Origin of the sequence: Corallococcus sp. AB049A, assembly GCF_003668885.1 — a bacterium.
Classification (GTDB): Bacteria; Myxococcota; Myxococcia; order Myxococcales; family Myxococcaceae; genus Corallococcus; species Corallococcus interemptor.
Genome location: NZ_RAWL01000019.1, coordinates 1 through 26,052 on the forward strand (window position 1 = coordinate 1; position 26,052 = coordinate 26,052).

At 71.0% G+C, this 26,052-nt stretch carries 19 protein-coding genes; 9 read left to right on the forward strand and 10 right to left on the reverse strand.

Annotated elements, in window-relative coordinates:
- The first annotated feature begins 43 nt into the window (after window positions 1-43).
- The 3 genes from D7X55_RS03745 to D7X55_RS03755 all read left to right on the forward strand — a co-directional run bounded on the left by D7X55_RS03745 (window position 44) and on the right by D7X55_RS03755 (window position 3,094).
- Entirely contained in the window at window positions 44-1,648 is a 1,605-nt protein-coding gene (locus D7X55_RS03745) for a restriction endonuclease fold toxin 5 domain-containing protein (RefSeq protein ID WP_121722252.1), read from the forward strand.
- A gap of 12 nt (window positions 1,649-1,660) precedes the next feature.
- Window positions 1,661-2,419 (forward strand): immunity 52 family protein, encoded by a 759-nt coding sequence (locus D7X55_RS03750; RefSeq protein WP_121722265.1) that lies wholly within the window; start codon window positions 1,661-1,663, stop codon window positions 2,417-2,419.
- A 111-nt stretch (window positions 2,420-2,530) separates the two neighbouring features.
- Window positions 2,531-3,094 (forward strand): hypothetical protein, encoded by a 564-nt coding sequence (locus D7X55_RS03755; protein ID WP_147468298.1) that lies wholly within the window; start codon window positions 2,531-2,533, stop codon window positions 3,092-3,094.
- Between the two features lie 127 nt (window positions 3,095-3,221).
- On the opposite strand, the gene gor is transcribed toward D7X55_RS03755, so the two are convergent.
- Entirely contained in the window at window positions 3,222-4,652 is a 1,431-nt protein-coding gene (gor, locus tag D7X55_RS03760) for a glutathione-disulfide reductase (protein ID WP_121722254.1), read from the reverse strand.
- A 191-nt stretch (window positions 4,653-4,843) separates the two neighbouring features.
- Here gor and D7X55_RS03765 point away from each other — a divergent pair, with 191 nt between their 5' ends.
- Window positions 4,844-8,392, forward strand: a complete 3,549-nt coding sequence (locus D7X55_RS03765; RefSeq protein ID WP_121722255.1) for a serine/threonine-protein kinase — start codon at window positions 4,844-4,846, stop codon at window positions 8,390-8,392.
- A 7-nt stretch (window positions 8,393-8,399) separates the two neighbouring features.
- Window positions 8,400-9,263 carry a methyltransferase domain-containing protein gene (locus D7X55_RS03770; RefSeq protein ID WP_199746854.1) on the forward strand — a complete coding sequence of 288 codons (864 nt, stop codon included), beginning with the start codon at window positions 8,400-8,402 and terminating at the stop codon, window positions 9,261-9,263.
- On the opposite strand, the gene D7X55_RS03775 is transcribed toward D7X55_RS03770, so the two are convergent.
- Both D7X55_RS03775 and D7X55_RS03780 read right to left on the reverse strand, forming a co-directional pair.
- Window positions 9,253-10,113, reverse strand: a complete 861-nt coding sequence (locus D7X55_RS03775) for an SDR family NAD(P)-dependent oxidoreductase (RefSeq protein WP_233609555.1) — start codon at window positions 10,111-10,113, stop codon at window positions 9,253-9,255. The two genes, D7X55_RS03770 and D7X55_RS03775, sit on opposite strands and share 11 nt — an antisense overlap.
- Window positions 10,114-10,180: 67 nt before the next feature.
- Window positions 10,181-10,951 carry a 3-keto-5-aminohexanoate cleavage protein gene (locus tag D7X55_RS03780; RefSeq protein WP_199746855.1) on the reverse strand — a complete coding sequence of 257 codons (771 nt, stop codon included), beginning with the start codon at window positions 10,949-10,951 and terminating at the stop codon, window positions 10,181-10,183.
- Between the two features lie 132 nt (window positions 10,952-11,083).
- Here D7X55_RS03780 and D7X55_RS03785 point away from each other — a divergent pair, with 132 nt between their 5' ends.
- Entirely contained in the window at window positions 11,084-11,626 is a 543-nt protein-coding gene (locus D7X55_RS03785) for a DUF2378 family protein (protein WP_120548537.1), read from the forward strand.
- 3 nt (window positions 11,627-11,629) lie between these two features.
- Here D7X55_RS03785 and D7X55_RS03790 read toward each other — a convergent pair whose 3' ends face one another.
- Entirely contained in the window at window positions 11,630-13,897 is a 2,268-nt protein-coding gene (locus tag D7X55_RS03790; RefSeq protein ID WP_121722256.1) for a hypothetical protein, read from the reverse strand.
- A 210-nt stretch (window positions 13,898-14,107) separates the two neighbouring features.
- Here D7X55_RS03790 and D7X55_RS03795 point away from each other — a divergent pair, with 210 nt between their 5' ends.
- From D7X55_RS03795 to D7X55_RS03805, 3 genes are read left to right on the forward strand one after another with little or no spacing between them, the layout of a single operon-like run.
- Window positions 14,108-14,650 (forward strand): DUF2378 family protein, encoded by a 543-nt coding sequence (locus D7X55_RS03795; RefSeq protein ID WP_120548573.1) that lies wholly within the window; start codon window positions 14,108-14,110, stop codon window positions 14,648-14,650.
- 51 nt (window positions 14,651-14,701) lie between these two features.
- On the forward strand, window positions 14,702-15,850 hold the full coding sequence (locus D7X55_RS03800) for an ImmA/IrrE family metallo-endopeptidase (protein WP_120548539.1): 1,149 nt from the start codon (window positions 14,702-14,704) through the stop codon (window positions 15,848-15,850).
- Window positions 15,847-16,362, forward strand: coding sequence for a hypothetical protein (locus D7X55_RS03805; protein ID WP_120548540.1), 516 nt, complete (start codon window positions 15,847-15,849; stop codon window positions 16,360-16,362). The genes D7X55_RS03800 and D7X55_RS03805 overlap by 4 nt, the downstream gene beginning before the upstream one ends.
- Window positions 16,363-16,365: 3 nt before the next feature.
- On the opposite strand, the gene D7X55_RS03810 is transcribed toward D7X55_RS03805, so the two are convergent.
- From D7X55_RS03810 to D7X55_RS03835, 6 genes are all read right to left on the reverse strand, one after another.
- Window positions 16,366-17,109, reverse strand: a complete 744-nt coding sequence (locus tag D7X55_RS03810) for a lysophospholipid acyltransferase family protein (RefSeq protein WP_233609557.1) — start codon at window positions 17,107-17,109, stop codon at window positions 16,366-16,368.
- Window positions 17,106-18,074 (reverse strand): 3-oxoacyl-ACP synthase III family protein, encoded by a 969-nt coding sequence (locus D7X55_RS03815; RefSeq protein WP_121722257.1) that lies wholly within the window; start codon window positions 18,072-18,074, stop codon window positions 17,106-17,108. Before D7X55_RS03815 ends, D7X55_RS03810 begins: the two co-directional genes overlap by 4 nt.
- The gene (locus D7X55_RS03820) at window positions 18,071-19,936 is read right to left on the reverse strand and encodes a cyclic nucleotide-binding and patatin-like phospholipase domain-containing protein (protein ID WP_121722258.1); all 1,866 of its coding nucleotides are present in this window, start codon (window positions 19,934-19,936) and stop codon (window positions 18,071-18,073) included. The genes D7X55_RS03815 and D7X55_RS03820 overlap by 4 nt, the downstream gene beginning before the upstream one ends.
- A gap of 87 nt (window positions 19,937-20,023) precedes the next feature.
- On the reverse strand, window positions 20,024-23,224 hold the full coding sequence (locus tag D7X55_RS03825) for an efflux RND transporter permease subunit (RefSeq protein WP_121722259.1): 3,201 nt from the start codon (window positions 23,222-23,224) through the stop codon (window positions 20,024-20,026).
- A gap of 9 nt (window positions 23,225-23,233) precedes the next feature.
- The gene (locus tag D7X55_RS03830; protein WP_121722260.1) at window positions 23,234-24,445 is read right to left on the reverse strand and encodes an efflux RND transporter periplasmic adaptor subunit; all 1,212 of its coding nucleotides are present in this window, start codon (window positions 24,443-24,445) and stop codon (window positions 23,234-23,236) included.
- Complete coding sequence (locus D7X55_RS03835) at window positions 24,433-25,992, reverse strand: TolC family protein (RefSeq protein ID WP_199746856.1); 1,560 nt, start codon at window positions 25,990-25,992, stop codon at window positions 24,433-24,435. The genes D7X55_RS03830 and D7X55_RS03835 overlap by 13 nt, the downstream gene beginning before the upstream one ends.
- Between the last annotated feature and the right edge of the window lie 60 nt (window positions 25,993-26,052).

Below are 26,052 nucleotides of genomic sequence, written 5' to 3' on the forward strand. Positions count from 1 at the left end.
CTGCGGCCGGGCGCTTTCGCGTCGGTGGGCCTGGGGGTGGACAATGCGCGCTGACGTCCTGCTCACGTGCGTGGCCCTCCTCTTCACCGGCTGCGCATCCGTGCCCCACGCGCCCGGAAGGACGCTGAGCTACACGGCCACGGACTCCCCTGGGACGTGGGAGTCAAACGACGGGGCGCCGCGTGCATCCGCTCCGGCGCCGAGTAGCACGCACCGAGAGGAAGCGCCGCCGCTGTACCGCCGCAAGGCCGTGCGCGAAGTGATGACGGGGGCAAGCCCCGTTCGCACGGTGGCCATGGCGGACGTCACCAGTCCTGACGATTCGCAGCCGGACGTCTGGGAGCGATTGCTGACGAACGCGGGCCTGGAAGCGCGGGACGAGCGCCCTCTGGGAGGGGGACTGACGCCCGCACAAGCCGCGCGTCTGCTGGACGTGCTGGTGGGCAAGCCCGTCACGTTGAGCGCCTTCCCGCCTCGCATGGCCGCGGGCTTCATCCTGCGCGAAGTGATGGAGGGAGGCGAAGTCACGCGGCAGGAGCTGTTGCGGCGGGTCGAGCGCTTCTCCCGGGAGCAGATCGCGGTGTTGCGACCGGACGGCTATCTGGCGTGGGCCCTCACTGGGCGCACGCAGCAGAAGGTGGCACCCGTCGAGTGGAAGGACGGTGCCTTCCGTGCGCACGGCTTCGAGCTGGGCCGATTCTACAGCGGCAAGGGCGGTGTCTTCCGCGCGATGGACGCGCAGCTCCAGTCCTCGGATTGGCGGCCCCTGGCCGAGGTGTACGACGACGCGGACGCCCTCAGCCGCACCCTGGATGGAGCGGAAGATGCGTTCGTGGAGCTGTACCACGCGCTGGGCCAGTTGCTCACGCGCCCCGTGGACAGCCTCGCGGGACTGAGCCACCTGCCAGCAGGCGTGGCGGCGCTCATCGCGGCTTCACCCATGTACTGGGATCGCTTCCAGTCCATGACCCGTGGCGAGCAGATCCGCGAGGTGTCGCGGCTGACGACAGGCCTGCTCATCACCGGGGGCGCAGCGTCGGCCACGACACGGACGCTGAAAGGGATATCGCTGGGAGCGGAGGTTTCGGTGCCGGTGCTCTCGCTGTCGTCGGAGGGCGCGCTGGCGCTGGAGCACGTCGCGGTGCCAGCAGGGCGCGCGGCGGTGGCACTCAGCGGCGGCCCTGGGGCGGCCATCATCCTCCAGCGGGCAAACGCGGCCTCGAAGGGCGGAGCGCCTTCTCAGGGGCCTGGACAGTGGGGACCGGCGAAGGAGTCCATGAAGCCGCCCGCTCGGCGCTATCAGGAGCAGATCACGGGACACTCCGCCGATGATGCCTACTGGGTCGGCGGCACGAGCACGAAGGCGGGTGGCGTGAAGTTCGACGGCTTCAAGGACGGCGTGCTGCTGGAGGCCAAGGGACCCGGCTACGCGAAGTTCTTTGATGGCCTTGAGCCCAAGGAGTGGTTCCGGAACTCCGGAGCGCGGATGCTCGTTGAGCAAGCAGAGCGCCAGAGCAGAAAAGTTCGTGGCACGGGTATTCCTGTCCGGTGGCATGTCGCAGAGATGGCGGCTGCCGATGCCTTCCGCGAACTCTTCAAGAACGCACGTGTTGTAGGGGTCGAAATCGTCCACACCCCAGCTTTCTGAGTGGATAACCTCATGCTCGTGAAGCTCGACTCAGAGACCTATCCCGATACCTACTTTGCAGGTGCCTACTGGGGGCCGCGCAAAGAGTCTCCCGAGGAGTGCGCCCGTCGCACAGCGGGCTTCCTCAATCTCTTGGCGGAGTGCGATCCGTTCCTGGCCCACTGGTACAAGCCCGCCAAGTCGCGCAGGGACGCGCGCAAGCATCCCCTCATGCCGCCCGACATGCCTACGCTCGCTGAGATGTTCCGGCGAGGCGTCAACCGGGAGAGAGGGGGGCCTGTCTTTGAGGACTTGGGCTTTAGCTTCTGGTTCGACAACGGCGGAACCCGTCGTGATTGTGCAGCCCTGCGCATCCACTGCGGCGGATATGCGGAAGCGTTTTCTAACTCCTGTTTCTTGTCGCTCCCCAGCGAGGGAGCGAACGCGGAGCGTATTTTCACGGCGTCCGTGCTGGCCGAGGTGGTGCGCAGCATGGCGCTGGCCTGGGAACCTGAATGGGTCTCGGCCCTGTCCCGCACGCATCGGGACCTAGACGACAAGGACGGCAAGGCCGACGTGTGGCTTGGCTGGGTGACATACCTCGCTCGTCATCGGGGCAGTGTGCCGCCACTCCCCGCCCCGGTGCGAATCGAGCCGGTCGAGGACAAGGGCACCCTGATCATCCTCACCCCCGAGCGCTTCACAGTGGCCAACCCGGAGCATGTGGCGCTGGCGCGGCGGGTGCGCGAGTTGCTGGTCAGGGCTGGTCTCATGCCGCCCATCTCGGTCTGAGATTCCAGTCTGCTGTTAAGTCGGTGAGCAAAGGTTCCTGACAAAAGACGGCGGCTTGATCCACGAAGCCGCTGACGCTCCACAAAACCAGCCCAACTTTAGAAACCCGATATGGCACGCCTGAATTCGTACGAAGAAATCGTCAAAGCCTACCAATGGGGACCGCGCCTGAAGGCGATGGAGGAACTCGAATACTTCGCGAAGCTTCCGTCGCTTGAAGAGGCCATTGAGGCAGTGGCAGACGCGCGAAAGGAGAACGGCGCGCTCTTCAACCACCAGCGCCACCTGGAGCAATCCACGGTGGATGAGGTCCGTCGGGTGCTAATCGCGAACCAAGAAGCGATTCGTCAAGTCCCGAGCTTCGATGAGTTGTTCGCGATCCTCGAGCGCCTGCTGACTCCGATTCGCGGTGCCAAGGAAATGTACATCTACGACGCCGCGCTGCGGTTGGGATCCTACCTGAAGAAGATGCCGGAACGCGTGTACCTGCACATGGGCACCAGGGTTGGCGCTGAGGCGCTCGGCATCGCAGTCGCGGAACGTGCGTGGATCGCGGTCGAGGAACTTCCCTCAGCCTTCAGTCCCCTGAAGGCGTACGAGATCGAGGACGCGCTGTGCCGGTACAAAGACGATCTCAAGAGAGTACATGGGCGTCTCAAGCAGCGGCTTCGCTGAGTCGCTTACTCGACGCCGCTAATCCGGTCACTCGAAGCTCTCGACACCAACGGGGCTCGCTCTCCTCATTGCGAGGTCAGGCGTGTTGGAACCCGTCATCGCTCGCTGATTCGCCCGTGGCCTTGCGCTACTTCCGCGTGTCCCCCGGAGGCGTGGCCACCACCTCTCGCCCCAGCTCCAGCATCGTGGCGCTCTCCGACGGATCCGGTCGCTTGTCCCGCAGCGTGACGAACTCCTCCGCGGCCGTGGGGTGGATGCCCACCGTGGCGTCGAGCTGCTTCTTCGTCACGCCGCACTTCAGCGCCACCGCGAGCCCCTGGATGATCTCCGGCGCGTCCGCGCCCACCATGTGGAAGCCCAGCACGCGCTCCGTGCCCCGCTCCACCACCACCTTCATCATCGACCGCTCGTCACGGCCCGTCAGCGTGTGCTTCATGGGCCGGAAGCTGGAGACGTAGACGTCCACCTTGCCATAACGATCCATCGCCTCCCGCTCCGTGAGCCCCACCGTGCCCACCGGCGGCTGGCTGAAGACCGCGGACGGGACGTTCTCGTGGTCCATCGTCACCGGGTTGTTCCGGTACAGCGTCTCCACCATCGCCCTTCCTTCCGCGATGGCCACCGGCGTGAGGTTCAGCCGGTCCGTCACATCCCCCACCGCGTAGATGCTCTCCACCGACGAGCGCGACTGCGCGTCCACCATCACCGCGCCCCGCTCGTTCAACTTCACGCCCGCCTCCTCCAGCCCCAGCCCCTGCGTGTTGGGCACGCGGCCGGTGGAGTACAGCACCGCGTCCACCTCCAGCGTCTCCCCCATGCGCGTCAGCAGGCTGAGCGTGCCGTCCTCGCGCTTCTCGATGTCCTGCACGAACGTCTCCGGGCGGATGTCCACGCCCTTCTTGCGCATCTCCTGCGTCAGCGCCGCGCGGATGTCGTTGTCGAACCCGCGCAGGACGGTGTCGCCGCGGATCAACATCGTCACCTTCGCACCCAGCGCCGTGAAGATGCCCGCGAACTCCACGCCGATGTAGCCGCCCCCCACCACCGCCACCCGGCGCGGCAGCGCGGGCAATTCCAGCGCCTGCTCGGACGTGAGCGCGTGCTCGATGCCCGTCACCTCCGGCAGGTAGGGCCGCCCACCCGTGGCCACCAGGATGCGCTCCGCCGTGTAGCGCTTGCCCGCGACCTCCACCGTGTGCGCGTCCACCACCCGGCCCCGGCCCTCCACCAGCGTCACGCCCGCGTCGCGCAGCAGCCGCCCGTAGATGCCCGTCAGCCGGTCCAGCTCCTTCGCCTTCACCGCCTGGAGCTTCTTCCAGTCCAGCGCCGGGCCACCCGCCGTCCAGCCGTAGCCGGCCGCGTCCTCGAAGTCGTAGCGGTAGTGCGCCGCGTACACGAGCAGCTTCTTGGGCACGCACCCGCGCAGCACGCAGGTGCCGCCCACGCGCCCCTCCTCGCAGATGGCCACCTTCGCCCCGGAGGACCCCGCGCGCCGGCTGGCCGCCACGCCGCCCGAGCCCGCGCCCAATGTGAACAAGTCGAAGTCGTAGCCCGCCATCCGGTGTCCTCCCTGCGTCAAAAGTGATGTTTCAGCGCTCCAGAGGGAAGGAACCCTGCCGGGCCCCGCCCGCCGGGCTGCCCCCCGGGGTCCGAAGCGCCTCCTGCTTCGCCTGCCGTCCGGCACATTCAAATCCCCTCCCGCACGAGAAGGGGGGATATCCTTGCGCGCGCGCAGGGCGGCTCCCCCTCATGTCTCACCCCCCTTCCTGTCAGACCTCCCGCCGGGCGGACGCCCCGGACATCGACACGTCTCCGGGCATGGACCCGGAAGTGGTGGGTCGGCGCTACCGCATCCTCGACCTGCTGGGGCGCGGCGGCGCGGGCACCGTGTGGCGCGCGCAGGACGGGCTGTCCGGCCCCGTGGCCCTCAAGCGGCTGCACAGGACGGTGGCGGACCTGGCGCGGCGGCCCGGCCGGGGCACCCCTTCCGCCTTCGCCACGCAGGGCATGGCGCTGTCGCTGGCCCACGAGTTCCAGACGCTGGTGTCCCTGCGACACCCCCATGTCATCCGCGTGCTGGACTACGGCTTCGACGCGGAGGGCCGGCCCTACCTGGCCATGGACCTGCTGGAGGACGCGCGCACGCTGGTGGAGGCCGGCACCGACGCGCCCCTGGCGACGCAGGTGGGGCTGCTCATCCAGACGCTCCAGGCGCTCGCGTACCTGCACCGGCGCGGCATCATCCACCGCGACCTGAAGCCCGCGAACGTGCTGGTGGTGCGCGGCCAGGTGAAGGTGCTGGACTTCGGCCTGGCCGTGGGACGCGACCAGCAGGGACCTCGCGCGCAGCCCGCGGGCACCCCGGGCTACCTGGCCCCGGAGCTCTTTGAAGATCAGTCCCCCTCCGAGCTGACCGACCTCTTCGGCTTCGGCGCCATGGCGTGCCAGATGTTCTTCGGCCGGCTGCCTCACGCTGGCCAGGTGTTCGCGACGCCGGGCTTCCCGCCCGCGCTCAAGGCCCTGCTGGAGCAGCTGGTGGCGCCCGAGCCCCACCGCCGGCCGCGCGACGCGGAGGCCGTCATCACCGCGCTGAGCGACGCCGTGGGCCAGCCCCGGCCCGCCGAGTCCGCCGCCACGCGCGAGAGCTTCCTCCAGTCCGCGCGCTTCGTGGGCCGCGTGAAGGAGCGCGAGCACCTGAAGGACGTGCTCGACGCGGCGCTCGCGGGGCAGGGCGGCGCGTGGCTCATCGGCGGGGAGAGCGGCGTGGGCAAGTCGCGCCTCCTGGAGGAGGTGCGCTCGCTGGCGCTGGTGCGCGGCGCGGTGGTGCTGCGCGGCCAGGCGGTGGACACCGGCGGCGTGCCGTACCAGGAGTGGCGCGCGGTGCTGCGCTGGCTGCCCATGCTCACGGAGCTGTCCGACCGCGAGGCGCGCGTGCTCCGGTCGCTGGTGCCGGACCTGGAGGCGCTCCTGGGCCGCGAGGTGCCCGCCGCGCCGGAGCTGGACGCGGACATGGCGCAGCTGCGCCTGCACCAGACGGTGGAGGACCTCTTCGCCCGCCTGCCGCAGCCCACCGTGGTCATCCTGGAGGACCTGCACCAGACGCACGCGGAATCCCTCCAGCTCCTCGCGCGGCTGGCGGCGAGGGCGCCGGGGCTGCCGCTGCTGCTGCTCGCGAGCTTCCGCGACGACGAGTCCCCGCAGCTGCCGGAGCGCCTGCCCGGCACGCGCATGCTGCGGCTGCAGCGGCTGAACGCGGAGGAGATCGCCCAGCTGGGCGAGTCCATGCTGGGCGCCGTGGGCCGCCAGCCCGGCGTGGTGGAGCTGCTGCGCCGCGAGTCGGAGGGCAACCCGTTCCTGCTGGTGGAGGTGGTGCGCGCGCTGGCGGAGGACGCGGGCGGCCTGGACCGGCTGGGCGCCATCACGCTGCCCCAGCGCGTGTGGGCGGGCGGCATGCGCGCGCTGGTGCAGCGCCGGCTGGAGAAGGTGCCCCGGGAGGCGCGGGAGCTGCTGGACGTGGCGGCGCTCCTGGGCCGGGAGCTGGACCTGGCGGTGCTGGAGCGCGCCGCGCCCGGCGTGGACGTGGAGGCGTGGCTCACCGACTGCGCGGCGGCGGCGGTGCTGGACGTGGCGGACGGCCGCTGGCGCTTCGCGCACGACAAGCTGCGCGAGCGGCTCTTGGAGGACCTGTCCCCGGCGCTCCGGCCCGCGCTCCACCAGCGCGCGGCCCTGGCGCTGGAGGCCGCGCATCCCCTGGGCTACGCCTCGGCGCTGTCGTACCACTGGGGGCAGGCCGGGGACGTGGCCCGCGAGGCGCACCACGCGCGCATCGCCGGCGAGGAGGCCCTGGCGGTGGGCGCGTGCCGCGAAGCGGTGCCGCTGCTCACGCGGGCGCTGACGGTGATGCCCGGGGCCACGCCGCTGGAGCGGGGCCGCGTGGAGGCGCTGCTGGCGGAGGCGCACTTCCAGCTGGGAGACCTGGAGGACTTCCGCGTGCTCGCGGAGGCCGCGCTCGCGCACTTCGGCTGGCGCGTGCCCTCGTCGCGCGTGGCGTGGGTGCTGGGCACGCTGGGGCAGGTGCTGTCGCGGCTGGCGCAGAGCGCCCGGCCGGACGCGTACGTGGATGACTCCACGCGGCGCCGCGAGTCGCGCCGGGTGGCGGGCCGGCTGCTCATGCGGCTGACCGACGCGTTCATCTACGCGCAGGAGGCGCTGCCCGTGCTCTGGAGCGGCCTGCGCATGCTCAACCTGTGCGAGCCCGCGGGGCCCACGCCGGAGCTGGCGCGCGGCTACACGGTGATGGCGGTGGTGGCGGGCACGGTGCCGGTGCACCGCGTGGCGGACGCGTGGGTGAAGCGCGCGCAGGAGGTGGCGGAGCGCGTGGGCCGCCCCGCGGACCTGGCCTACGTGCTCAACCGCAACGCCGTCTGCGCGGTGTACCAGGCGCGCTGGCAGGACGTGGAGACGTGGCTTGCCCGGGCGACGGCCATCGTGGACTCGGTGGGGGACCTGCGGCTGGCGGAGGAGTGCCGCGCGCTGCTCACCGTGTCCGCCATGTACCGGGGCCAGTTCGCGCGGGGCCTGCCGCTGATGGACTGGCTGGAGGCGTCCGCGGTGCGGCGGGGCTCGGCGCAGACGCGGCACTGGGCCCAGCACTACCGCGCCCACATGCTGCTGCGGCTGGGGGAACACGCGCGGGCCCGCATGGCGCTGGAGCCGGCGCTCGCGTGGACGGAGGCACATGGCGGCGCCACCGACCGCATCATCACGGACGGCACGCTGGCGCTGCTGTGCCTGCGCGAGGGCGACACGGCGGGCGCGCGCGCGGCGGCGGAGAAGGCGCTGGTGCGGCTGTCCGCGGGCAAGCCCGTGGCGCACTTCGTCTACTTCGGCGCGACGGCGGTGGCGGAGGTGCTGCTCACGCTGTGGGCGCGCGAGACGCCCGGGCCCGGGTTGCAGGCGCTCACGCACAGCGCGCGGGCCGCGCTCAAGGCCGTGGAGGACTTCGCGCGGGTGTTCCCCTTCGGCGAGCCCGCCGCGTGGCTGTGGCGGGGCTGGGAGGCGTGGCTCACGGGCAAGCACGCCAAGGCCTTCCGCGCGTGGAAGCGCTGCATCGTGGAGGCCGACAAGCGAGGCCTGCCCTACGAGGCCGCGAGGGCCCGGCTGGAGTGGGCGCGGCACCTGCCCTCGGGCGACGCGGAGCGCGCGGAGCTGCTACGGCGGGCCGTGGAGGACTTCACCCGGCTGGGGGCGCGCGAGGACCTGGCGCGGGCCCTGGCCGAACAGGGGACGGCAGGGTGACGAAGCGATGATGTGGCTGCGGGACGTGGCGTTGCTGGCATGCCCGGATTGCCGGGGCCAGCTGGTGTGGCACGGGCAGAGCGAGGACGCGCGGCTGGACGAGGGCCGTCTGCTCTGTGGTGGCTGCGGCGAGACGTGGGAGGTGGCGGACGGCCTGGCGCGGCTGTACCGCGAGGACCGCGTGCGGGGCACGGACCGCCTCATGCGCCACCTCTATGACGGGCTGCCCGCGCTGCACGACCCGCTGACGACGGTGCTGACGCCGCTGTTCCAGTCCGTCTCGGAATCGCGGATGCGCGACGGGTACATGCGCAGGCTGGAGCTGGGCGCGCTGAAGCCTCGCGATGACGGGCAGCCCGTGCGCGTGCTGGAGGTGGGCGTGGGCGCGGGCGCGAACCTGCCGCGCATCCGGGGCGCGCTGCCGCCGGGCCTGCCCGTGGAGGTGTGGGGCCTGGACCTGAGCACCGGCATGCTGGCGCAGTGCGAGAAGCGCCTGCGCAAGGGCCGGGGCGTGAAGGACACGCGGCTGATGGTGGCGGACGCGCACTCGCTCCCATTCCGGGACGCCACGTTCGACCGCGTCTTCCACGTCGGCGCGATGGGCAGCTACCGCCAGCCCGCGGTGGCGCTGCGGGAGATGGCGCGCGTGGCGCTCCCCGGCACGCCGCTGGTGGTGGTGGATGAGCAGCTGGACGCGGCCTTCCGCCCGTCGCTGTTCCAGCGCGCCGCCTTCCGCGCCCTCACGTTCTACACGCGCGAGGCGAAGAGCCCTCGCGAGCTGCTGCCGCAGGGGGCGGAAGACGTCATCGAGGAACAGGTGTCACCGTTCTACTACTGCCTCACGTTCCGCGTTCCGGCCGTCACGGGTTGAGCACCAGGTCCATCAGCTTGAGCGTCATGCCGCCCGTGAAGTCGATGGTGGCGCCGTTGAACCACGCGGCGTCATCTCCCACGAGCACGGTGACGAAGCGGGCCACGTCGTCCAGCGTGCCCATGCGCCCCGCGGGGTTCATGGCCGCGTGGCGCGCTTCCAGCTGGGCCAGCGCCTCCGGCGAATAGACGTGGCGCAGCGCGGGCGTCAGCACCGTGCCGAACTTGAGCAGGTTGACGCGGTGGCCCTTCGGGCCCAGCTCGATGGCCAGGTGGCGCACGTACATCTCCAGCGCGGCCTTGGCGGAGCTGATGAGGCCGGTGTTGCCCAGGTGCGTCTGATCCAACGGGTTCTGCAGGCCCAGCAGGCGCGCGTCCGGAGCCAGCAGGTCGCGCCGCACCAGGGCCTGCGTCCAGTACACGAACGAGTGCGCCATGCAGTCGAACGTGCGATGGATGCGGCGCGGGTGCAGCCGGTCCGGCCCTTCGGAGAGGAAGCGCCCCACGGACGCGCCCGCGATGGCGTGCACGAACAGCTTCACGCTGCGAGGGCCCGCGCGCTGGAGCAATTCGTCCGCGCCAGCCTCCGCGGCCTCGGGCGTGGAGGCATCCGCCTGCCGCAGGTGGATGTCCCGGCCCACGTCGCGCACACGGGCTTCCAGCTCACGCGCGGTGTCCAGGTAGCGGCCCCGGTGCACGCCGAAGACGTTCAGGCCCGGCTTGCGCGCGACGGCCTCCGCGATGGCCGCGCCCGTGCCGGAGGAAGCACCCAGGATGAGCGCCCACGCAGGGGACGGCGGATCCTCCTCCCGGGCTGGAGGGGATCCGCCTGCTGAGGGAGGCTCGTGCATGGTGCCCCAATCATAGGAAGCCGGGCGCGGCGGGGCTTGGGAGATGATCCATGCGGGCCGTGAAGACTCACCGTTCGCGCATGACCCGGATGGCCGCGGACACCAGCGCGGCGTTGTCTTGCGCGCGCTGCCCGTCCGGAAGCACCAGCGTGTCCTCCAGTCCAATGCGCGTGTCGAAGCCGTGGCGCCGGGCCCAGCCGAGCACGGCCCACGCGCCTCCTTCCGAGCCGTGCACGAGCAGCGGCCTTTCGAGGCCCGTGGCGCGCAGCAGCTCCACCAGCGTCCGCGCCTCCTGACACGCGGCCTCGGGTTGGGAGGACTGCGTCTCCACGAGGATGCGCAGGCACTTCGAGGCCTGGGGCCACGCGGTCAGCCGTGACACGTCCTCCGGAAACCACACGCCCGCCTCCACGCCGATGCCCGCGTCGAGCAGCGCGTCCGCGATGGACTCCCAGCCGGGCTCGGACAGGTTGACGGAGGCGAAGTCGGGACGGGTGCTGACGGACAGCGCCTTCCAGCTGGCGACGCGCGCGTGGCGGGCCTTCACGTCCGGGACCATCCACGCGCCCGTGCTGACGCCCACCGGCACGCCCGGACACGCACGGCGGAGGTCCGCCACCGCCGCGCCGAGGTCCGCCGCGTCCAGGGACTCGAAGCCGTGCGCCGCGCGGGGGTGCACGTGGAACGCACCCGCGCCCACGGCGTGACAGGCGGCGGCGTCCTTCGCCAACGCTTCCGGGGTGACAGGCACGCGGGGATGATCCACGGCCGCGCGGGCTCCGTTGAGACAGGCCTTGAGCAACATGCTCCCCATGAAGCCATGGATGGCGCTGTCCACGGGCCTGCTGAAGTTGCTCCGTCCGCTGGTGGAAATCCCGCTGCACGAAGGGAGGGGTGGGTTGTTCCGGGGTTCGTGACGGTCTACCGATGAAGGACGCATCCCCGCGCCAGGGAGGAGGCACTTCCCGTCATGCGTCGCCTGGAAAAGGTCGTGTTCAGCCACACGGTCGAAGGCTTGGTGGTGGTCCTGGAAGGGCACCTGGATGGAGCGCTCCGGGCGCGGCTGAAGCGCGTGGGGCTGGACCTGGACCAGAAGCTGGCGCCCGCCTATCCCCGGGAACAGTGGCACCAGATGCTGCTCCTCGCCGCGGAGGCGCTCTTTCCCCACCGCCCGCCCGCGCAGGCGCACTGGTTCCTGGGGGAGCGGTTCGTCTCGGCCTACTTCGCCACCCACATGGGCCGCGCGCTACAGAGCGTGCTGCGGTTCCTGGGGCCCGCGCGCACGCTGGAGCGCACCACGCGCAACATGGCCTCCGGCAACAACTACCTGCAGGTGGACGTGCAGCGCCTGGCCGCCACCGACTACCGGCTGACGGTGACCGACGGCGGCGTCCACCCGGAGTTCATCGGCGCGCTCTGCCACTTCGGCACCCTGACCACCGGCGTGAAGGGGCTCTCCACCGAGGTGGAGACCCACGCGCCCCCCGCCGCGACGTACCGGATCCGCTGGTAGCGCTCAGCCGTGGGAGATGACGAACTCCTGGTCTCCCACGCGCACCTGGAGCAGGCGCTGGATGCCCGACCCCAGCTTCCACCGCAGGGCGAGCTGATCCATCCACGAGACGAACGCGGTGACGCGGAAGTCGTCGCAGGCCAGGTCATCCAGCGCCGTGAACACCTGCTGCACGGCGGAGGTCGCGTCGTTCTCCGCGATGACGGCTTCCGACTGGATGGCCTTGTTCAGCGCGATGAGCTTGTCGAGCAGGTCCTTCCAGAACACGTACACCTTGCCGTACGGCCGGCTCCCGATGTCGCCTCCGTAGCGCGAGCTCTGCACCAGCACGTCCGCGAACGTGCCCGTGCCGCCGGTCTGCTCCCAGTGTGACGCGACGAAGCCGTCCGCTCCCGCCTGGGTCTTCAGGTGGTACGCCACGCTCGCCTTCGCCCGGTCCAGCGTCCAGTCCTTCGCCCCGTCCTTGAGGTACGCGTCCCAGAGCGGCGTGTAGAGCTCCTCGCGGCGCTGGAGGCTCGTGCGCACGGGCTGGTTGACCCGGGGCATGGCGCGCGCCAGGGCCCGCGCGAAGGCGTTGCGTTCGAAGACGGGCTCGGAGCCCAGCTTCGCCAGCAGCCGCCGGAAGCTGGGGTTGTCCACGCGCAGGTCCAGCCGTGTTTCGGTCTTGGTGCCGGCGGGCGCCGCGCGGAAGAGGCGGTCCACCAGTGCTGGCGCGTCCTCGGGCCGGACCGCGCCCCAGAGGGTGGCCGCGTCCACCGCGCGCTGGATGAGCTCCTTGGACAGGCCGTCCTCCACCTGGCTCTGGCCGAAGAAGGCGTATTCGAATTCGTCCGCGCTGGGCGTGAGGCTGAAGCGCGGCATCTGGGCGCTGAAGTCGAGCCCCCAGCGGGACGTCTTCCCGTACAGCACGCCGGAGCTCGTGTAGCTGCGCGCGCCCAGGAACGCGTAGCGGCGCGGCCCCTGCCGGTGGTCCCGGGACGCGTGCTGGACCACGGCCTTGAGCTTCCGGCGGTCCTCCTGCGAGGCGAAGTTGAAGTCACGCCAGCCCAGGCCCAGGCCCCAGACGCGCTGGGACTCCACGGACTTCATGTGGAAGTAGCGCCGCAGCCAGGCGTCGTTCACCCGGCGCTGGATGGACGCCAGGTCGCCGGAGACGAGCGCGCCGTGCGCACCCGCCAGCTCCGCCACGGGCACCTCCAGCTCCAGCAGGGTCGCGTCCTCGGTGGTGCGCGCGTACTCGTACTCGAAGCCGGCCTTGAGCGAGCCGCTCACCACGCTCTCCACGAAGTCCTTCAGCTCTTCATACGCGGCCGTCACCGCCGCGACCGTGGGCTCCACCGCCTTGAGGAACCCCAGCTGCTTCAGCAGCGCGGCGGCGACGCCGAGGAGCGCGGGCTGGAGCGAGCCCTGCTCCAGGCCATCGACGATCTTCAAGGCGTCCTGCACCTTGGCGTCCACGGCGCTCAGGATGGAGGCGAGCAGCGGCGACGTGTATTCCAGCGACACGCCCGCGGAGACGTGGACCGCCGCGGCGTCCGACGTGGCCTTGCGCACCGACACGCGGAAGGGGCCGCCGTCCTTCGGGCGGGAGAAGACGATGCGGAACGTGTCCTGGAGGGACACGGTGCCGCCGATGGACGCGCCCGCTTCCGCCTTCAGCTCGAACACCAGCTGCCCGGCGATGCGCTTCGCGAGCGCCGTCACCAGGGACGTGCTGATGGCGGACCAGGACACCTTCACGCCGGCCTTCAGGGCCACGCACGACTGGAACGACAGGGCGTCACCGGGCTGGAGCGCCTGCACGTCCGCGAGCACGAAGGGCAGCCGCAGGGACTTCACGTCCGAGCCCATCGCGGCCTCCAGCGTCTGGGTGGCGGCGTGGTGCCGGTAGTCCGCCACCTGCACCTGGAGCGAGCCTGATCCGCTCAGTCCGACGAAGGGGAAGTCGCCCTGGCCGTTGGCCTCCGCGCTCAACTCCGCCGCGTACTTCAGCCAGCACGCGACGCCGTCCGGGGAGAAGAGGGGCTCCACCGTGGAGCCATCCAGCTCCTTGGGGGGCACGCCGATGATGCCGTACGCGTCCTTGTCGTCCCGGTCGTTGAAGAGCTCGACGGGGACCTTGAACGCGCCGGTCAGGGACACCTGGCCGCCCTGGATGGGGATGGCCTTGTTGCCGTTCAGCTCCGCGTGGCCCAGCGCCTGTTCATGCGCGGCGTTGCCCAGCGCGAGCTTGAGCGTGTTCACCGCGGGAATGTGGATGCTCCAGCTCATATGCCCCCCAAGGCCGTGTCCCATGGACCGGTGAGCAATCATTGACGTGGAGCCCGCCTGGACGCTTCTGACGGCGGGGAGGTGCGACTGTCCTCACCGTGAAATCGTCATCACCCCGGGGATGTAGGGGTTGTCCACAGGTGCATGTTCGAACTAACCAGGGGGCACCCAAGCCACGTCATCCCCCGAGACGTGGCGGAGGAGCCCCTCGTGTCGAACCCGTCGGAGATCGTCTTCGGCCATACGGTCGAAGGACTGCTGTTGGCCTTGAAGGGCCGGCTGGAAGGTCCGCTGCGCGCGAAGCTGAAGGAAGCCGGGCTGGACCTGGACCGGAAGCTGGAGCCCGCGTACCCGAACGCGACCTGGCAGAAGCTGCTGCAGATTGGCGCGACGGAGCTGTTCCCGGACGTGTCCATGAACGAGGCGCAGTGGCTGCTGGGCGAGCGCTTCGTCGCGGGCTACTTCGAGACGAACATGGGCCGCGCGCTCCAGACGGTGTTGAAGCTGCTGGGCCCCGCGCGCGCCCTGGAGCGCACGTCGCGCAACCTGGCCTCCGGCAGCAACTTCCTGCACGTGGACGTGGAGCGCCTGGCGGACACGGACTACCGCATCAAGGTGAACGAGGGCGGCACGTATCCGGAGTTCATCGGCTCCATCTGCCACCACGGCACGCTGACCACCGGCGTGAAGGGCCTGACCACCGTGGTGGAGTCCCGCCAGGGCCGCGCCGCCATCTACCGCGTGCGCTGGTAGTCGTCCCCCGGTGGCCTTGCCACCCGGGAGGCCCTGCTTGATGCTGGAGGCATGACGCAAGGGCCACCCACGGATGACGCCTCGGATGCCCTGAGGGAACTGGGACGCCGGCTCTCCAGGCGGAGGAAGGAAGCCGGGTTGGAGGTGGAGGCCCTGGCCGCGCGTGCGCGGGTTTCCGCGCACCTCATCCGGACCTTCGAACAGGGCGAGCAGGCGCTGGGGCTCAGCGCGCTGACCCGGTTGGCCTCGGCACTGGGACTCTCGCCCACGGCCTTCTTCCATACGTCCGCGCCCGTTGAGAAGGCCCTCATGGAGCCCACGGCGCTGTTGAAGGGAAGCACGGCCAGCGCTTCGCTCTCCGACGTGGATCGGGCCTTCCTCGTGGACGGGCTCCGGCAGGCACGGGCCTTCAGTCTGCTGGGGGCGCTCCGGCAGGTCCCCCGGCTGGCGGAGCAGTTCCAGCCCGAGCCGCCTCCCTCGAAGAATGCCCACCAGGCGGGATATGCGTGCGCCCGGAGGGTCCGTGCCCTGCTGCCGGAGCGGCAAGGGCCGCTGCGCAATCTGGGCCGGCTGATGGAGAGTCACTTCGACATCCTCGTCCTCCGCCATGCCTTCACGAACCCCGCCGTGAATGGGGTCAGCTGCCGCTCTGGCGACGCCCGCCTCATCGTCATCCATGAGGCGCTGATGCATGAGCCGGTGCGCCGCTTCGTGCTGGCTCATGAGCTGGCGCACCAGCTCCTCGACCTGTCGGAGAGCGACGTCCAGACGGATGAGGGGCGCTTGGACTCGTCACGCTTCTGGATGGAGAACCCTCCCGCCGAGAAGCGGGCCAATGCCTTCGCCGCCATGCTGCTGGCGCCCGAAGAGGCCGTGGCCCAGAGCCTGGGGGCCGCGAAACCGGAAGGCTATGGCCTGAAGGCGGCCCGCGAGTTGGTCATCCGGGCCCGCACCCACTTCGGCCTCAGCTTCTCCGCCATGGCCTGGCATCTCTACAACCTCCGGTACATCCGGGAGCGGGAGACCGTGGAGGCCCTTGTGATGTCACCGGACGAAACAGTCCTGGACAGCTTCGAGGAGGATACGCGCTTCACCGGCATCGAACGCCGTGCCCTGGATGCACATGCCCACGAGTTGATTTCGTCGAGCCGGGCTCGCGAGCTGCTCGGACGTCCTGTCGAGGATCTCCTCGCCACATGAGCCAATACGTTGTCGACACCGACGTGCTGGCGAACATCCAGCGCGCGGGTCATGCCGCTACGCTGATGGCGCTGGGAGCCCTGCCCGTCGTCATCACCGACACGGTCTGTGATGAGTTGACCGTGGGCGCCTCCCAGGCTGGCGCCCCGGAACGGCTGGTCCAGGAAGCGGAAGCGATGCTGAAGGCCATCGCGGGGGCGCCCATCGTGCTGGTGCCGCAGAGCCCGGAGGCCGAGACCCTGGTCCAGCTCCAACTCCCGCCGGTGACAGAAGGGATGGGGGAGCACTCGGTGATTGCCTACGCTTGTCACCATCCCGACGCGACGGCGATCCTGCATGATCGCCGCGCCCTCCACCGGGGCATCGAGGAGCTTCGCGGGCGAGTCCTCTCCCTGCACGGGTTCCTGGACGTGCTGCGCCGGGAGCACGGGCTTGCATTGAAGGCCGCCCACCAGATCTCTGAGTGGTACTGCGCCCGCTTCAAGCCGCAGCGACGCCCGCTCTGGGGGTGATGCTCAGGACGGCCGCGCCGCGTCCAGCAGTCCCTGCACCGCGCGCGTCACGTCGCGGTGCACCGTGAGCAGGGCCTCCCGGTCCGCCGCGTCGAAGCCCGGGGCCAGGTGGGTCGTCAGCGGTTCTCCTACCCATTGGGTCATCTTCACCGGGAAGGGGAGGGACAGCGGCCACAGGCCCGTGGCGCCCACGCCCAGCCACAGTGGCAGTCTTCCGGGCATCCCCACGCGCTTGCCCCACGCGTAGCCGTCGTTCAGGCCCACGTAGGCGTCGTCCATGCCGTGGCCCGCGATGGGGACGATGGGCAGCCCGTAGCGCACGGCCAGCCGCAGGTAGCCCAGGCGCTCTCCCCAGTCCACGCGGTAGCGGTGACGGAAGTCGCGGCAGCCCTCGCGTGTGCCTCCGGGCTGCACCAGCACGTGCTCGCCTTTCGCTACTGCTTCGGCCAATAGCGGCCCGTCGCCGGTGACGAAGCCCAGCCCGTCCGCCACCTGACGCATGCCGGGGATGCGGTCGAACGCGCCGTGCGCGATGCCGTGGGGGAGGTAGCCCAGCCGGTCGTGCAGCGTCACCGTCAGCATGCACAGGTCCACCGCCAGGGGGCGCCCGTGGTAGCCCACCAGCAGCTTCGCGCCGGGCTTCAGCAGCGGCTCCAGGTTCACGACTTCGTAGCGGTGGTAGCGCTGGAGCAGGCGGAACGTCGTCAGCCACGCGGCCCTCGCCGCCACCGCTGCCGCTGAGTTCACCCGCTCACCCGGTACAGCACCGCGCCGTGCGCCACGCCGGCGCCCACGCCCACCAGCAACACCCGGTCCCCGGGCTTCACCGGCCGCGTGCGCCACAGCCGGTCCAGCCCCACGCCCAGCGACGCGGAGCCCACGCTGCCCACGGTGTCCACGACCGTGACGCTCTTCTCCTCCGGCACCTCCAGCGCCTGGAGGATGGCCGCGAACATGCTCCCGTTCGGCTGGTGCATGAGCACCCACTCCACGTCCGCCACCGTCAGCCCCGCGCCCTGGAGCACCGCCGAGGCCGCGCGCGTGAGTGCTCCCAGCGCCACGCGGGTCATGTCTCGCGATGCGGTGAGGAAGCGCATGCCTTCGCGCTGGCCCGTCTGGTGCGGGTTCTCCAGCACGACGTCCGGCGGCAGCGTGCCGTCGTTGCCGAACGCCACGCCCAGCACGCCCTCGCCGGGCCGCGCCTCGCCCAGCACGACGGCCGCAGCCGCGTCGCCCAGCACCAGGTAGGGACGTGGATCCTCCGGCCGCGTGGTGCGCGACAGGAGCTCCACGGACACCACGCCCACCGGCCCCAGGCCTGTCGCGACCGAGCGCGCCGCCAGGTCAAATGCGCTCAGGAAGCCCATGCACGCGTTGCCCACGTCCATCGCGTCGCACGTCCCGGACAGCCCCAGCGCCGCCGCCACCCGGCTGCCATTGGCCGGAGTGATGACGTCCCCGCCCATGGACGACACGAAGAGGATCCGCTTGAGCGCCGTCGCCGGGAGCCCCGCTGCCTCCAGTGCGCCCCGCAGCGCCTGCGCGCCCAGGTCCGCCGCGCGCATCCCCTCCGGAGCGAAGTGCCGCGTGCGAATGCCCGTCTTGCGCTCCACCTCCGCCGCGTCCCGGCCCACCCGCGCGCAGACCTCCGCGGTCGTCACCGGCGGACCGGGCAGCACGCTCGCGGTGCCGAGGATGCGGACCGGAATCACGCGGCCCTCCTTCCGCCGGCCGTGCTTCCTCGCGTGCGCAGGGCTTCCCAGGCCTGCTTGAGCTCCAGCAGCTTCTGCTCCAGGCCCATGTCGCGCGCGGCTTCGTCCAGGACCTCGTCCACGTGCGTGAAGCGCATGGATCCGAGCAGCGGTTGATCGCGCGTGCCCACGTCGTATCTCAGGTCGCCTCGCGCGGACTCCAGGTCTCCGCTGCGGTGCAGGAGCAGCACGCCACTGGCCAGGAGATCCTTCGCCCTCGCCACCGGGTTGAGCGCGGAGAGGAACAGCCCCACCGCTCCAGGCAACAGCGGCCTCGCCGCGTGGTGATGGCCCGCGGGGAAGATGTTGCTGGAGAAGATCAGGTCCGCCCCCGAGTGCAGCAACACGTCCACCGGCACCATGCTGGTGAAGGCCCCATCCACGTAGCGCGCGGGCGGCTGGAGCGTGGGCGCCCAGACTCCTGGCGCTGAACCGCTCGCGCGCACCGCCAGCGCCAGCGGCCCCTTCTCCAACACCACGCAGCGGCCCGTGGTCAGGTCCGTCGTCACCGGCAGGAAGCCCACGGGCAGCTCCTCCAGCGCCAGGTCTCCCAGATCGCCGCGCACCAGCCACTCCATGGCCTGCGTCGTCACGACCGACGACAGCGCCGCCGCGGACAGGTGCCCGCCCCGCGCCCGGTGCTGGAGCCTTCTCAAGCCATCCAGTCCCTCACGCCCGTCACGCGCGGTGCCGCAGTAGTACGCGCCCACCAGCGAGCCCATGCTGGCGCTGCTGAGCAGATCCACCGGCACGTCCAGCGCGGCCAGCCTGCGCAACAAGTGCACGTGGTAGAAGCCCCACACCCCGCCGCCGCTGAGCGCCAGCCCCACGCGCCGGCCGGTGATGGCGCGCGCCCACCGGGACAGCGCGTCCCGCGTCCCCGCATCCAGTCCCAGCGCCGCCAGCGGCCGCGCGTCCCCTGGCCGCACCACCCACCGCCCCCAGTCCAGCCGCAGCCGGCACCCGGGCGGAGGCACTTCCTCATCCCAGCCGTCCTCGTCCGGCAGCGAGCGCCCCAGCAACGTCGGGCTGCCCTGCGGCCGCCACGGCGACAGCAACACCGTGGGCAGCACCTGCGCGCCCGGCGTCCCCACGGCGTCCGACTCGCCTCCCGGGGGCACCAGCCACACCTCGCGCGGCGTCAGGCCCTCCGGCGCCGGCACGCCGTCCAGCAGCACGCAGTCGAAGTCCTCCCCCTCGGCAAGCACCGGCGCGTGCGGAACCACCGTGCGGCGGAACACTCCGTCCGCGCCGCGCACCGCGCCCTCCGAGCGCTTCGTCCCCGCGCGCACCAGCAGCACCCGGTCCCCGAAGTCATGGACCATCACCTTCGCCACCAGCTCCACCATCAGGGACAGCGTCGCGGGCGGCAGCTCCAACCCCCGCGCGCGGAACGTCACCACGTCCGTGCGCGACGCCACGCCACCTCCAGAGCCACCGGCAAAGCCTCCGGGCCGGGGCACCGCCGCCACCGCCTCCAGCTCCGCGCGCGGAAGAAAGAGCGCATGCGACGCGGACTCCGCCGTCACCGTGACGGGCCACGTGCCGCGCGCGAGCGCCTCCACGCCCAGCGACATGCCCGGGCGCAGGTGCAGGAGCACCGTCCCTCCCGTCGTCACCCGCCACTCGCCCGAGCGCAGAAGATGGACACCGTCCACCGGCTCGCCTTCACGGCAGATGACCTCGCCCGGCTGGGGCTCCACCGGCCGGGCCCTCTCCAGCAGCCGCAGCAGGACGGACGCGCGCGTGTGGCGCAGCGCGGGCGATTGCTTCAACGAGTACAGCCACCGACGCCGCTCATCGACAGTCAGGGGAGAAGCCATGCGTCGCCCAAGGATAATCAGGACGCTCCAGCGCCGGATAGCGCGCCGGAGTGCCTGCCCGCCGTGCGGGTCCTGCGCGATGCGTCGCTACGCCGGCTGGGGTCGCGGCGGCTCCCCCTCCGGAGGGATGGACGGCGGCGGCGGATTGTGCGGCGGCCCGCTCTGCGGATTGCCGTGCTTGCGGTGTTTCAGGATCTTCGTACGCGCCCCCTCCACCAGCGCGTAGAGCACCGGGATGAAGATGAGGTTCACGAAGGTGGAGAAGAGCATCCCGCCGAAGACGGCCGTGCCCAGAGACTTGCGCGCGGAGGCGCCCGCGCCGGTGGCCAGCATCAGCGGCACCACGCCGAAGAGGAACGCGAAGGACGTCATCAGGATGGGGCGCAGCCGCGTCTCCGCCGCGTTGATGGCGGACTCCACCACGCCCTGACCCTGCGCGCGCAGCTGCTCGCCGAACTCCACGATGAGGATGGCGTTCTTCGACGCGAGGCCCACCAGCATCACCAGGCCCACCTGGCAGAACACGTCGTTCACCAGCCCGCGCAGGTTCTGCAACAGGAGCGCGCCCATCATCGCGACGGGCACGGCGAGCATGACGACGAAGGGCAGGGCGAAGCTCTCGTACTGCGCGGCCAGCACCAGGAACACGAACACGATGCCCAGCGCGAAGATGACGAGCACGGTGTTGCCCGCGCTCTTCTGCTCCTGGGACAGGCCCGTCCACTCGAAGGTGAAGCCCGGCGGCAGGGCCTGCTTCGCCACAGCCTCCATCGCGTTGAGCGCCTGGCCGGTGGAGACACCGGGCGCGCCCTGGCCGTTGATGTTCGCGGAGCGGAAGAGGTTGTAGTGCGTGATGTTGGGCGCCGTCGTCATCGGCGTCACCTTCACCAGCGACTCCAGCGGCACCATGGCCCCGGTGTCCGAGCGCACGTACAGGCTGCCGATGTCCTTCGGGTTGTCGCGGAAGGGCGTCGCGGCCTGCACGAACACGCGGTAGACGCGGTTGGAGAAGGTGAAGTCGTTCACGTACTGGCTGCCCAGGTACACCTGGAGCGTGGAGAACAGCGAGGACAGCGGCACGCCCAGCGCCTTGGCCTTCTCCCGGTCCACGTCGATGTTGAGCTGCGGCGAGCCCGCGGTGAACGCGGAGAACACGCCGCGCAGCTGCTGCTCCGCGCTCGCACGGCCCACCAGCGCCTGGGTGGCCTGCGCCAGCTCATCCAGCGTGCGGCCGCCCTGCTGGTCTTCGAGCACGAACTCGAAGCCGCCCACGCTGCCCACGCCGCGGATGGCGGGCGGTTGCAGGGGCAGCACGCGCGCGCCGCCCACCTGGGACAGCTGGGGACGCAGGCGCTCGATGATGCCCGCGACGCTGGACTCCTTCGTCGTGCGCTCCTCCCAGGGCTTCAGGTTGATGAAGAGCGAGCCGTAGTTGGCGCCCGTGCCCAGCAGCGAGAAGCCGCCCACGGTGAAGATCTGCGTCACCTCCTCCTGCTGCTTGATGATGTCCTCCACCTGGATGAGGACGTTGCGCGTGTACTCCAGCGACGTGCCCTCCGGGCCCTGCACCGCGATGATGACGTAGCCCTGGTCCTCGTCCGGGATGAAGCCCGTGGGCGTGGACCGGTAGAGCAGGCCCGTGGCCACGAGGAACACGGCGAAGATGCCCACCACGACCCAGCGCAGCTTGCCCAGCATCAGGCGCAACAGCTTCCCGTAGCCGCGCCGGAGCGCGTCCAGCCCCTCGTCGAACTTGCGCGCCAGGACGAACTTCTGGCCCTCGTTGGGGCGCAAGAGGCGCGCGCACAGCGCGGGGGACAGGGTGAGCGCGACGAGCGCGGAGAGGCTGATGGAGAACGCGATGGTGAGCGCGAACTGGCGGTAGATGGCGCCCGTGGTGCCGGGGAAGAAGGACACCGGGATGAACACCGCGGACAGCACCAGCGCGGTGGCCACCACCACGCCGGCCACCTGCTGCATGCCCCGGTGCGTGGCCTCCTTCGCGTCCACCTTCTCGTGCTCGATGACGCGCTCCACGTTCTCGATGACCACGATGGCGTCATCCACCACCAGGCCCGTGGCCAGCGTGAGGCCGAAGAGCGTCAGCGTGTTGAGAGAGAACCCGAACGCGTTGACGAACATGAACGTGCCCACCAGTGACACCGGCAGCGTCGTCACCGCCACCAGCACGCTGCGCCAGCCGTGCAGGAAGATGAAGATGACCAGGACCACCAGGAGGATGGCCTCGCCCAGCGCCTTGAGCACTTCTTCAATGGAGGCGCTCACCGCGGCCGTGGTGTCGAACGCCACCTGATAGGTGAGGCCCGGCGGGAAGCTGGCGGACAGCCGCGTGAGCTCCGCCTCCACGCCCTCGCGCACCTCCAGCGCGTTGGAGCCGGGCAGCTGCGTGATGCCCAGGCCCACCGCGTCCTGGCCGTTGAAGCGGAGCAGCTGCTGGTAGTTCTCCGCGCCCAGCTTCACGTCGCCCACGTCGCGGATGCGCACCAGCGCGCCGTCCTGTCCGCGCTGGATGACGATGGCGCCAAACTCCTCCGGCGACGTCAGCTGGCCCTTCACCTGGAGGGACAGCTGGTACGCCTGCTCCTTGGAGGACGGGGCCTGGCCCACCTTGCCCGCGCCTACCTGGACGTTCTGCTCCTGGAGCGCGTTGAGCACGTCCTGCGCGGTGAGGTTGCGGCGGGCCAGCTCCGTGGGGTCCAGCCACAGGCGCATGGCGAAGCGGCGCTCGCCGAAGATGCGCACGTCGCCCACGCCCTTCACGCGCAACAGCGCGTCGCGGATGTAGACGTCCGCGTAGTTGCTGATGAACTCCGTGTCGTAGCGCTTCTCCTTGTCATAGACGCCAAAGGAGACCAGCAGCTGCGTCTGCGCCTTGCGCACGGTGACGCCCAGCGCGTTCACCTGCGAGGGCAGCTGGGGTGTGGCGGTGGCCACGCGGTTCTGCACGTCCACCGCGGCCAGGTCCACGTCGCGCGACGGGTCGAACGTCGCGGTGATGGTGCTCTGGCCGTCGTTGGTGCTGGTGGAGGACATGTAGCGCATGCCCTCCATGCCGTTGAGCTGGCGCTCCAGCACGGTGGTGACGGCGCTCTCCACCGTCTCCGCGGACGCGCCCGTGTACGTCGCCGTGATTTGAACCTGCGGCAGCGCCAGCTCCGGGTACTGCTCGATGGGGAGGCTGGGAATGGAGATGGCGCCCACCAGCGTGATGAGGATGGACAGCACGCTGGAGAAGACGGGGCGCTGGATGAAGAAGTCGGTGAACATGGCAGCCCCCTACTGACCCGCGTCCGAGCCGCCGCCCATGCCCTGTCGCGCGGGCGGCAGGGGCATGCCCTCCGTCTGGCCCCGCGCCTGCTGCGCGGGCTTCGGCTGGATGGGCATGCCGTCGCGCAGCTGCTGCACCCCGCTGATGATGACCTGGGTGCCCGCGTCCAGGCCCTTGAGCACCTCGTAGTCGTTGCCCTCCACCAGCCCCAGCGTCACGGGCTGGCGCTTCACCACGGTGCCGGCGTCGCCTTCGCCCACCACCAGGGCGAAGGACTGGCTGCCCTGCCGGGTCACCGCGGTGGTGGGCATCTTCAGCGCGTCCCGCACGTCGTAGACGAGCTGCGCGCGCACCAGCTGTCCGGCACGCAGGCCCACGGTGTTGTCGAAGGCGGCCTGCACCTCCACCAGCTGCGTGTTCGGGTTGGGCGTGGGGGCCACGAAGAAGGCGGGGGCGCGGACAATGGGCTCGCCGTCCTCGTCGAGGATCTCCAGCGGCGTCTGGCCCACCTTCACCCGCGCGGCCTGGTCCACCGGCACCTGCACGGACAGCTCCAGGGCGCGGCTCTGGTCCAGGATGGTGAGCGCGGTCTGCGGCGTCACGTAGTCACCCAGCTTCACGGGGATGTCGCCCACGACGCCGTCGAAGGGGGCGCTCACGTTGAAGAAGCCCAGCTGCACCTGCTGGTTTTGAATCTGCGCCTCCGCCTGCTGGGCCTGGGCCTCCGCTTGCGCCGCCTGGGCCACGGCCTGTTCGTAGTCCTGGCGGCTGACGAGCCCCTCCTTGAGGAGCTGCGCGCTGCGCTCGCGCGTCCGGCGCGCGAACTCGCGGTTGGCGACCGCGGAGGCCTTCTGGGCCTGGGTGGCGCGCAGGGAGGCCTGCTCCTGCCGGGGGTCCACGACGAGCAGCACCTGGCCCGCCTTCACCTTCTGACCGGGGCGGGCGGGAATCTTCTGGATGTAGCCGGCGACCTGCGGGACGACGGTGATGCTGCTGCGGGAGATGAGGGTGCCCACGTATTCGCGGGTGTCGCGCACCGGGCCGGGCTTCACCGCCATCACCTGCACGGGCATGGGCTTGCCGCCGCCCTGGCTCTGCTGGCCTCCCTGGGGGCCGCCTCCGGGCGAGGCCTGACCGGGCTCCTTGCCACCGCTGCATCCGCCTGTCGTCAGCGCGAGGACGAGTCCCCACGCGCCCCAGCCGCTCCTCACCAATCGCATGCCGCCTCCGACAGGAATGCATCCACCTGGGCCTGGCGGAACTGGAAGTCCCGGAGGACGAGCTCCAGTTCGGCCTGCCGCAGGGCCCCGGCTGACTGCACCAGCTCGAGGCTCGTTCCGGTGCCCACCTCGAAGCTGCGGCGGGTGAGCCGGTCACTCTCTTCCGCGAGTCCGCGCTCGCGCTCCGCCAGGTCGCGCGTCGCCTGGGTCACCTGCACGACGCGCTTCGCCTGGGTGACCTCGATGACGACATTGCGCTCGCGAGCGGTGGTGTCCGCGCGGGCCTGCTCCAGTTGTCCGCGGGCCTGGCGCAGGCGGCCCTCGCGCGCGCCGCCGTCCCAGAAGGGCAGCACGAGGCTTGCGCCGACGTTCCAGATGGGCACCTCCGCGAAGCCCGGGTTGACGGTGAGCGCGGTGGTGGTGCTGGTGAGGTTCAGGGTGGGCGCGTACTGGCGATACACCTCGCCGATGGCGCGCTCGGCCACCACCTGGCGCGACTTCGCGGCGGCGATGTCCGGGCGGTTCTCCACCGACTCCAGCGTGCGGCAGGTGGCCTTCGCGCCCTGGAGCAGGGTGGTCAGCTCCAGGCCCGGCTTGAGGCCCACGGCGGACGGGGTGCCCAGGGCCAGGCCCAGCGCCTCGCGAGCCTGGCGCAGGTTCTCATCGCCGGTGACGACGTTGCGCCGGGCCACCTGGGCGTCCTGCTCCACGCGGACGACGTCCAGGCGGGTGCCGGCGCCCAGCTCGAAGCGGCGCTGCGCCAGGGCCAGGCGCTCCAACGCGGTGCGCAGGTTGACGCGGTTGACCTCCGCCAGGCGCTCGTTGGAGGACACGGAGACCAGTGCCTGCGCGAGCCCGCGAGTGAGCTGCCGGCGCGTCTCCGCGAGCGACAGGGCGGCGGTGCGCCGCGACTCCTTGGCGCTGCCCAGGGCGTAGAGGCCGGCCAGGTTCACGACGGGCACGTTGGCGTTGAGCACGCCGATGCCCAGCAGCTCCGTGGGCGTGAAGCCCTCGGCGCCGCCCACGCCACCTCCGATGCCGCCGCCCGCGCCACCGCCGACCGCGGGGATGCTCGGGTTGAGGACGTTGTACTGGACGGACAGGTTGCCATCGAAGGCGGGCAGCAGGCTGGCGAGCGCGATGCGCCACGTGCCCGCGGCGAACTCCACCTGGCCCAGGACGGCCTGGAGGTCGGTGGAGCGCTGGCGCAGGAGCGTGAGCGCTTCGTTCCAGGATTGGATCTGCTGGGGCGCGGCGGGCGCGGGAGTGAGCAGCGGATCCGACACGTTCGCCTGGAAGGGCGGAGGCACGTCCGGAACGTCGTCCGGGTTCTGGGACGCGGGCTGCCGCTGCGCGGGAGGATTCGGAGCCTGGGCTTTCGGCGCCGAGGCGGGAGGCGAGGGCGGCGGAGGCGCGGGTGGAGCGCGCCGCGGTGGCGCGGTGGACTGCGCGACGAGCGGCAGGGAAGGTCCGGAGCCGGTAGATGCTGTCGCCTCGCCGGGGACCCCGGCGGGGACGAGCAGGGCTGCGAACACGAGCGCATGCATAGGGGTGCTCCCCAGGTAGGGGCGAGGCCAGCCCCCGGCCACAGGTCGCGCCCCCCGGCG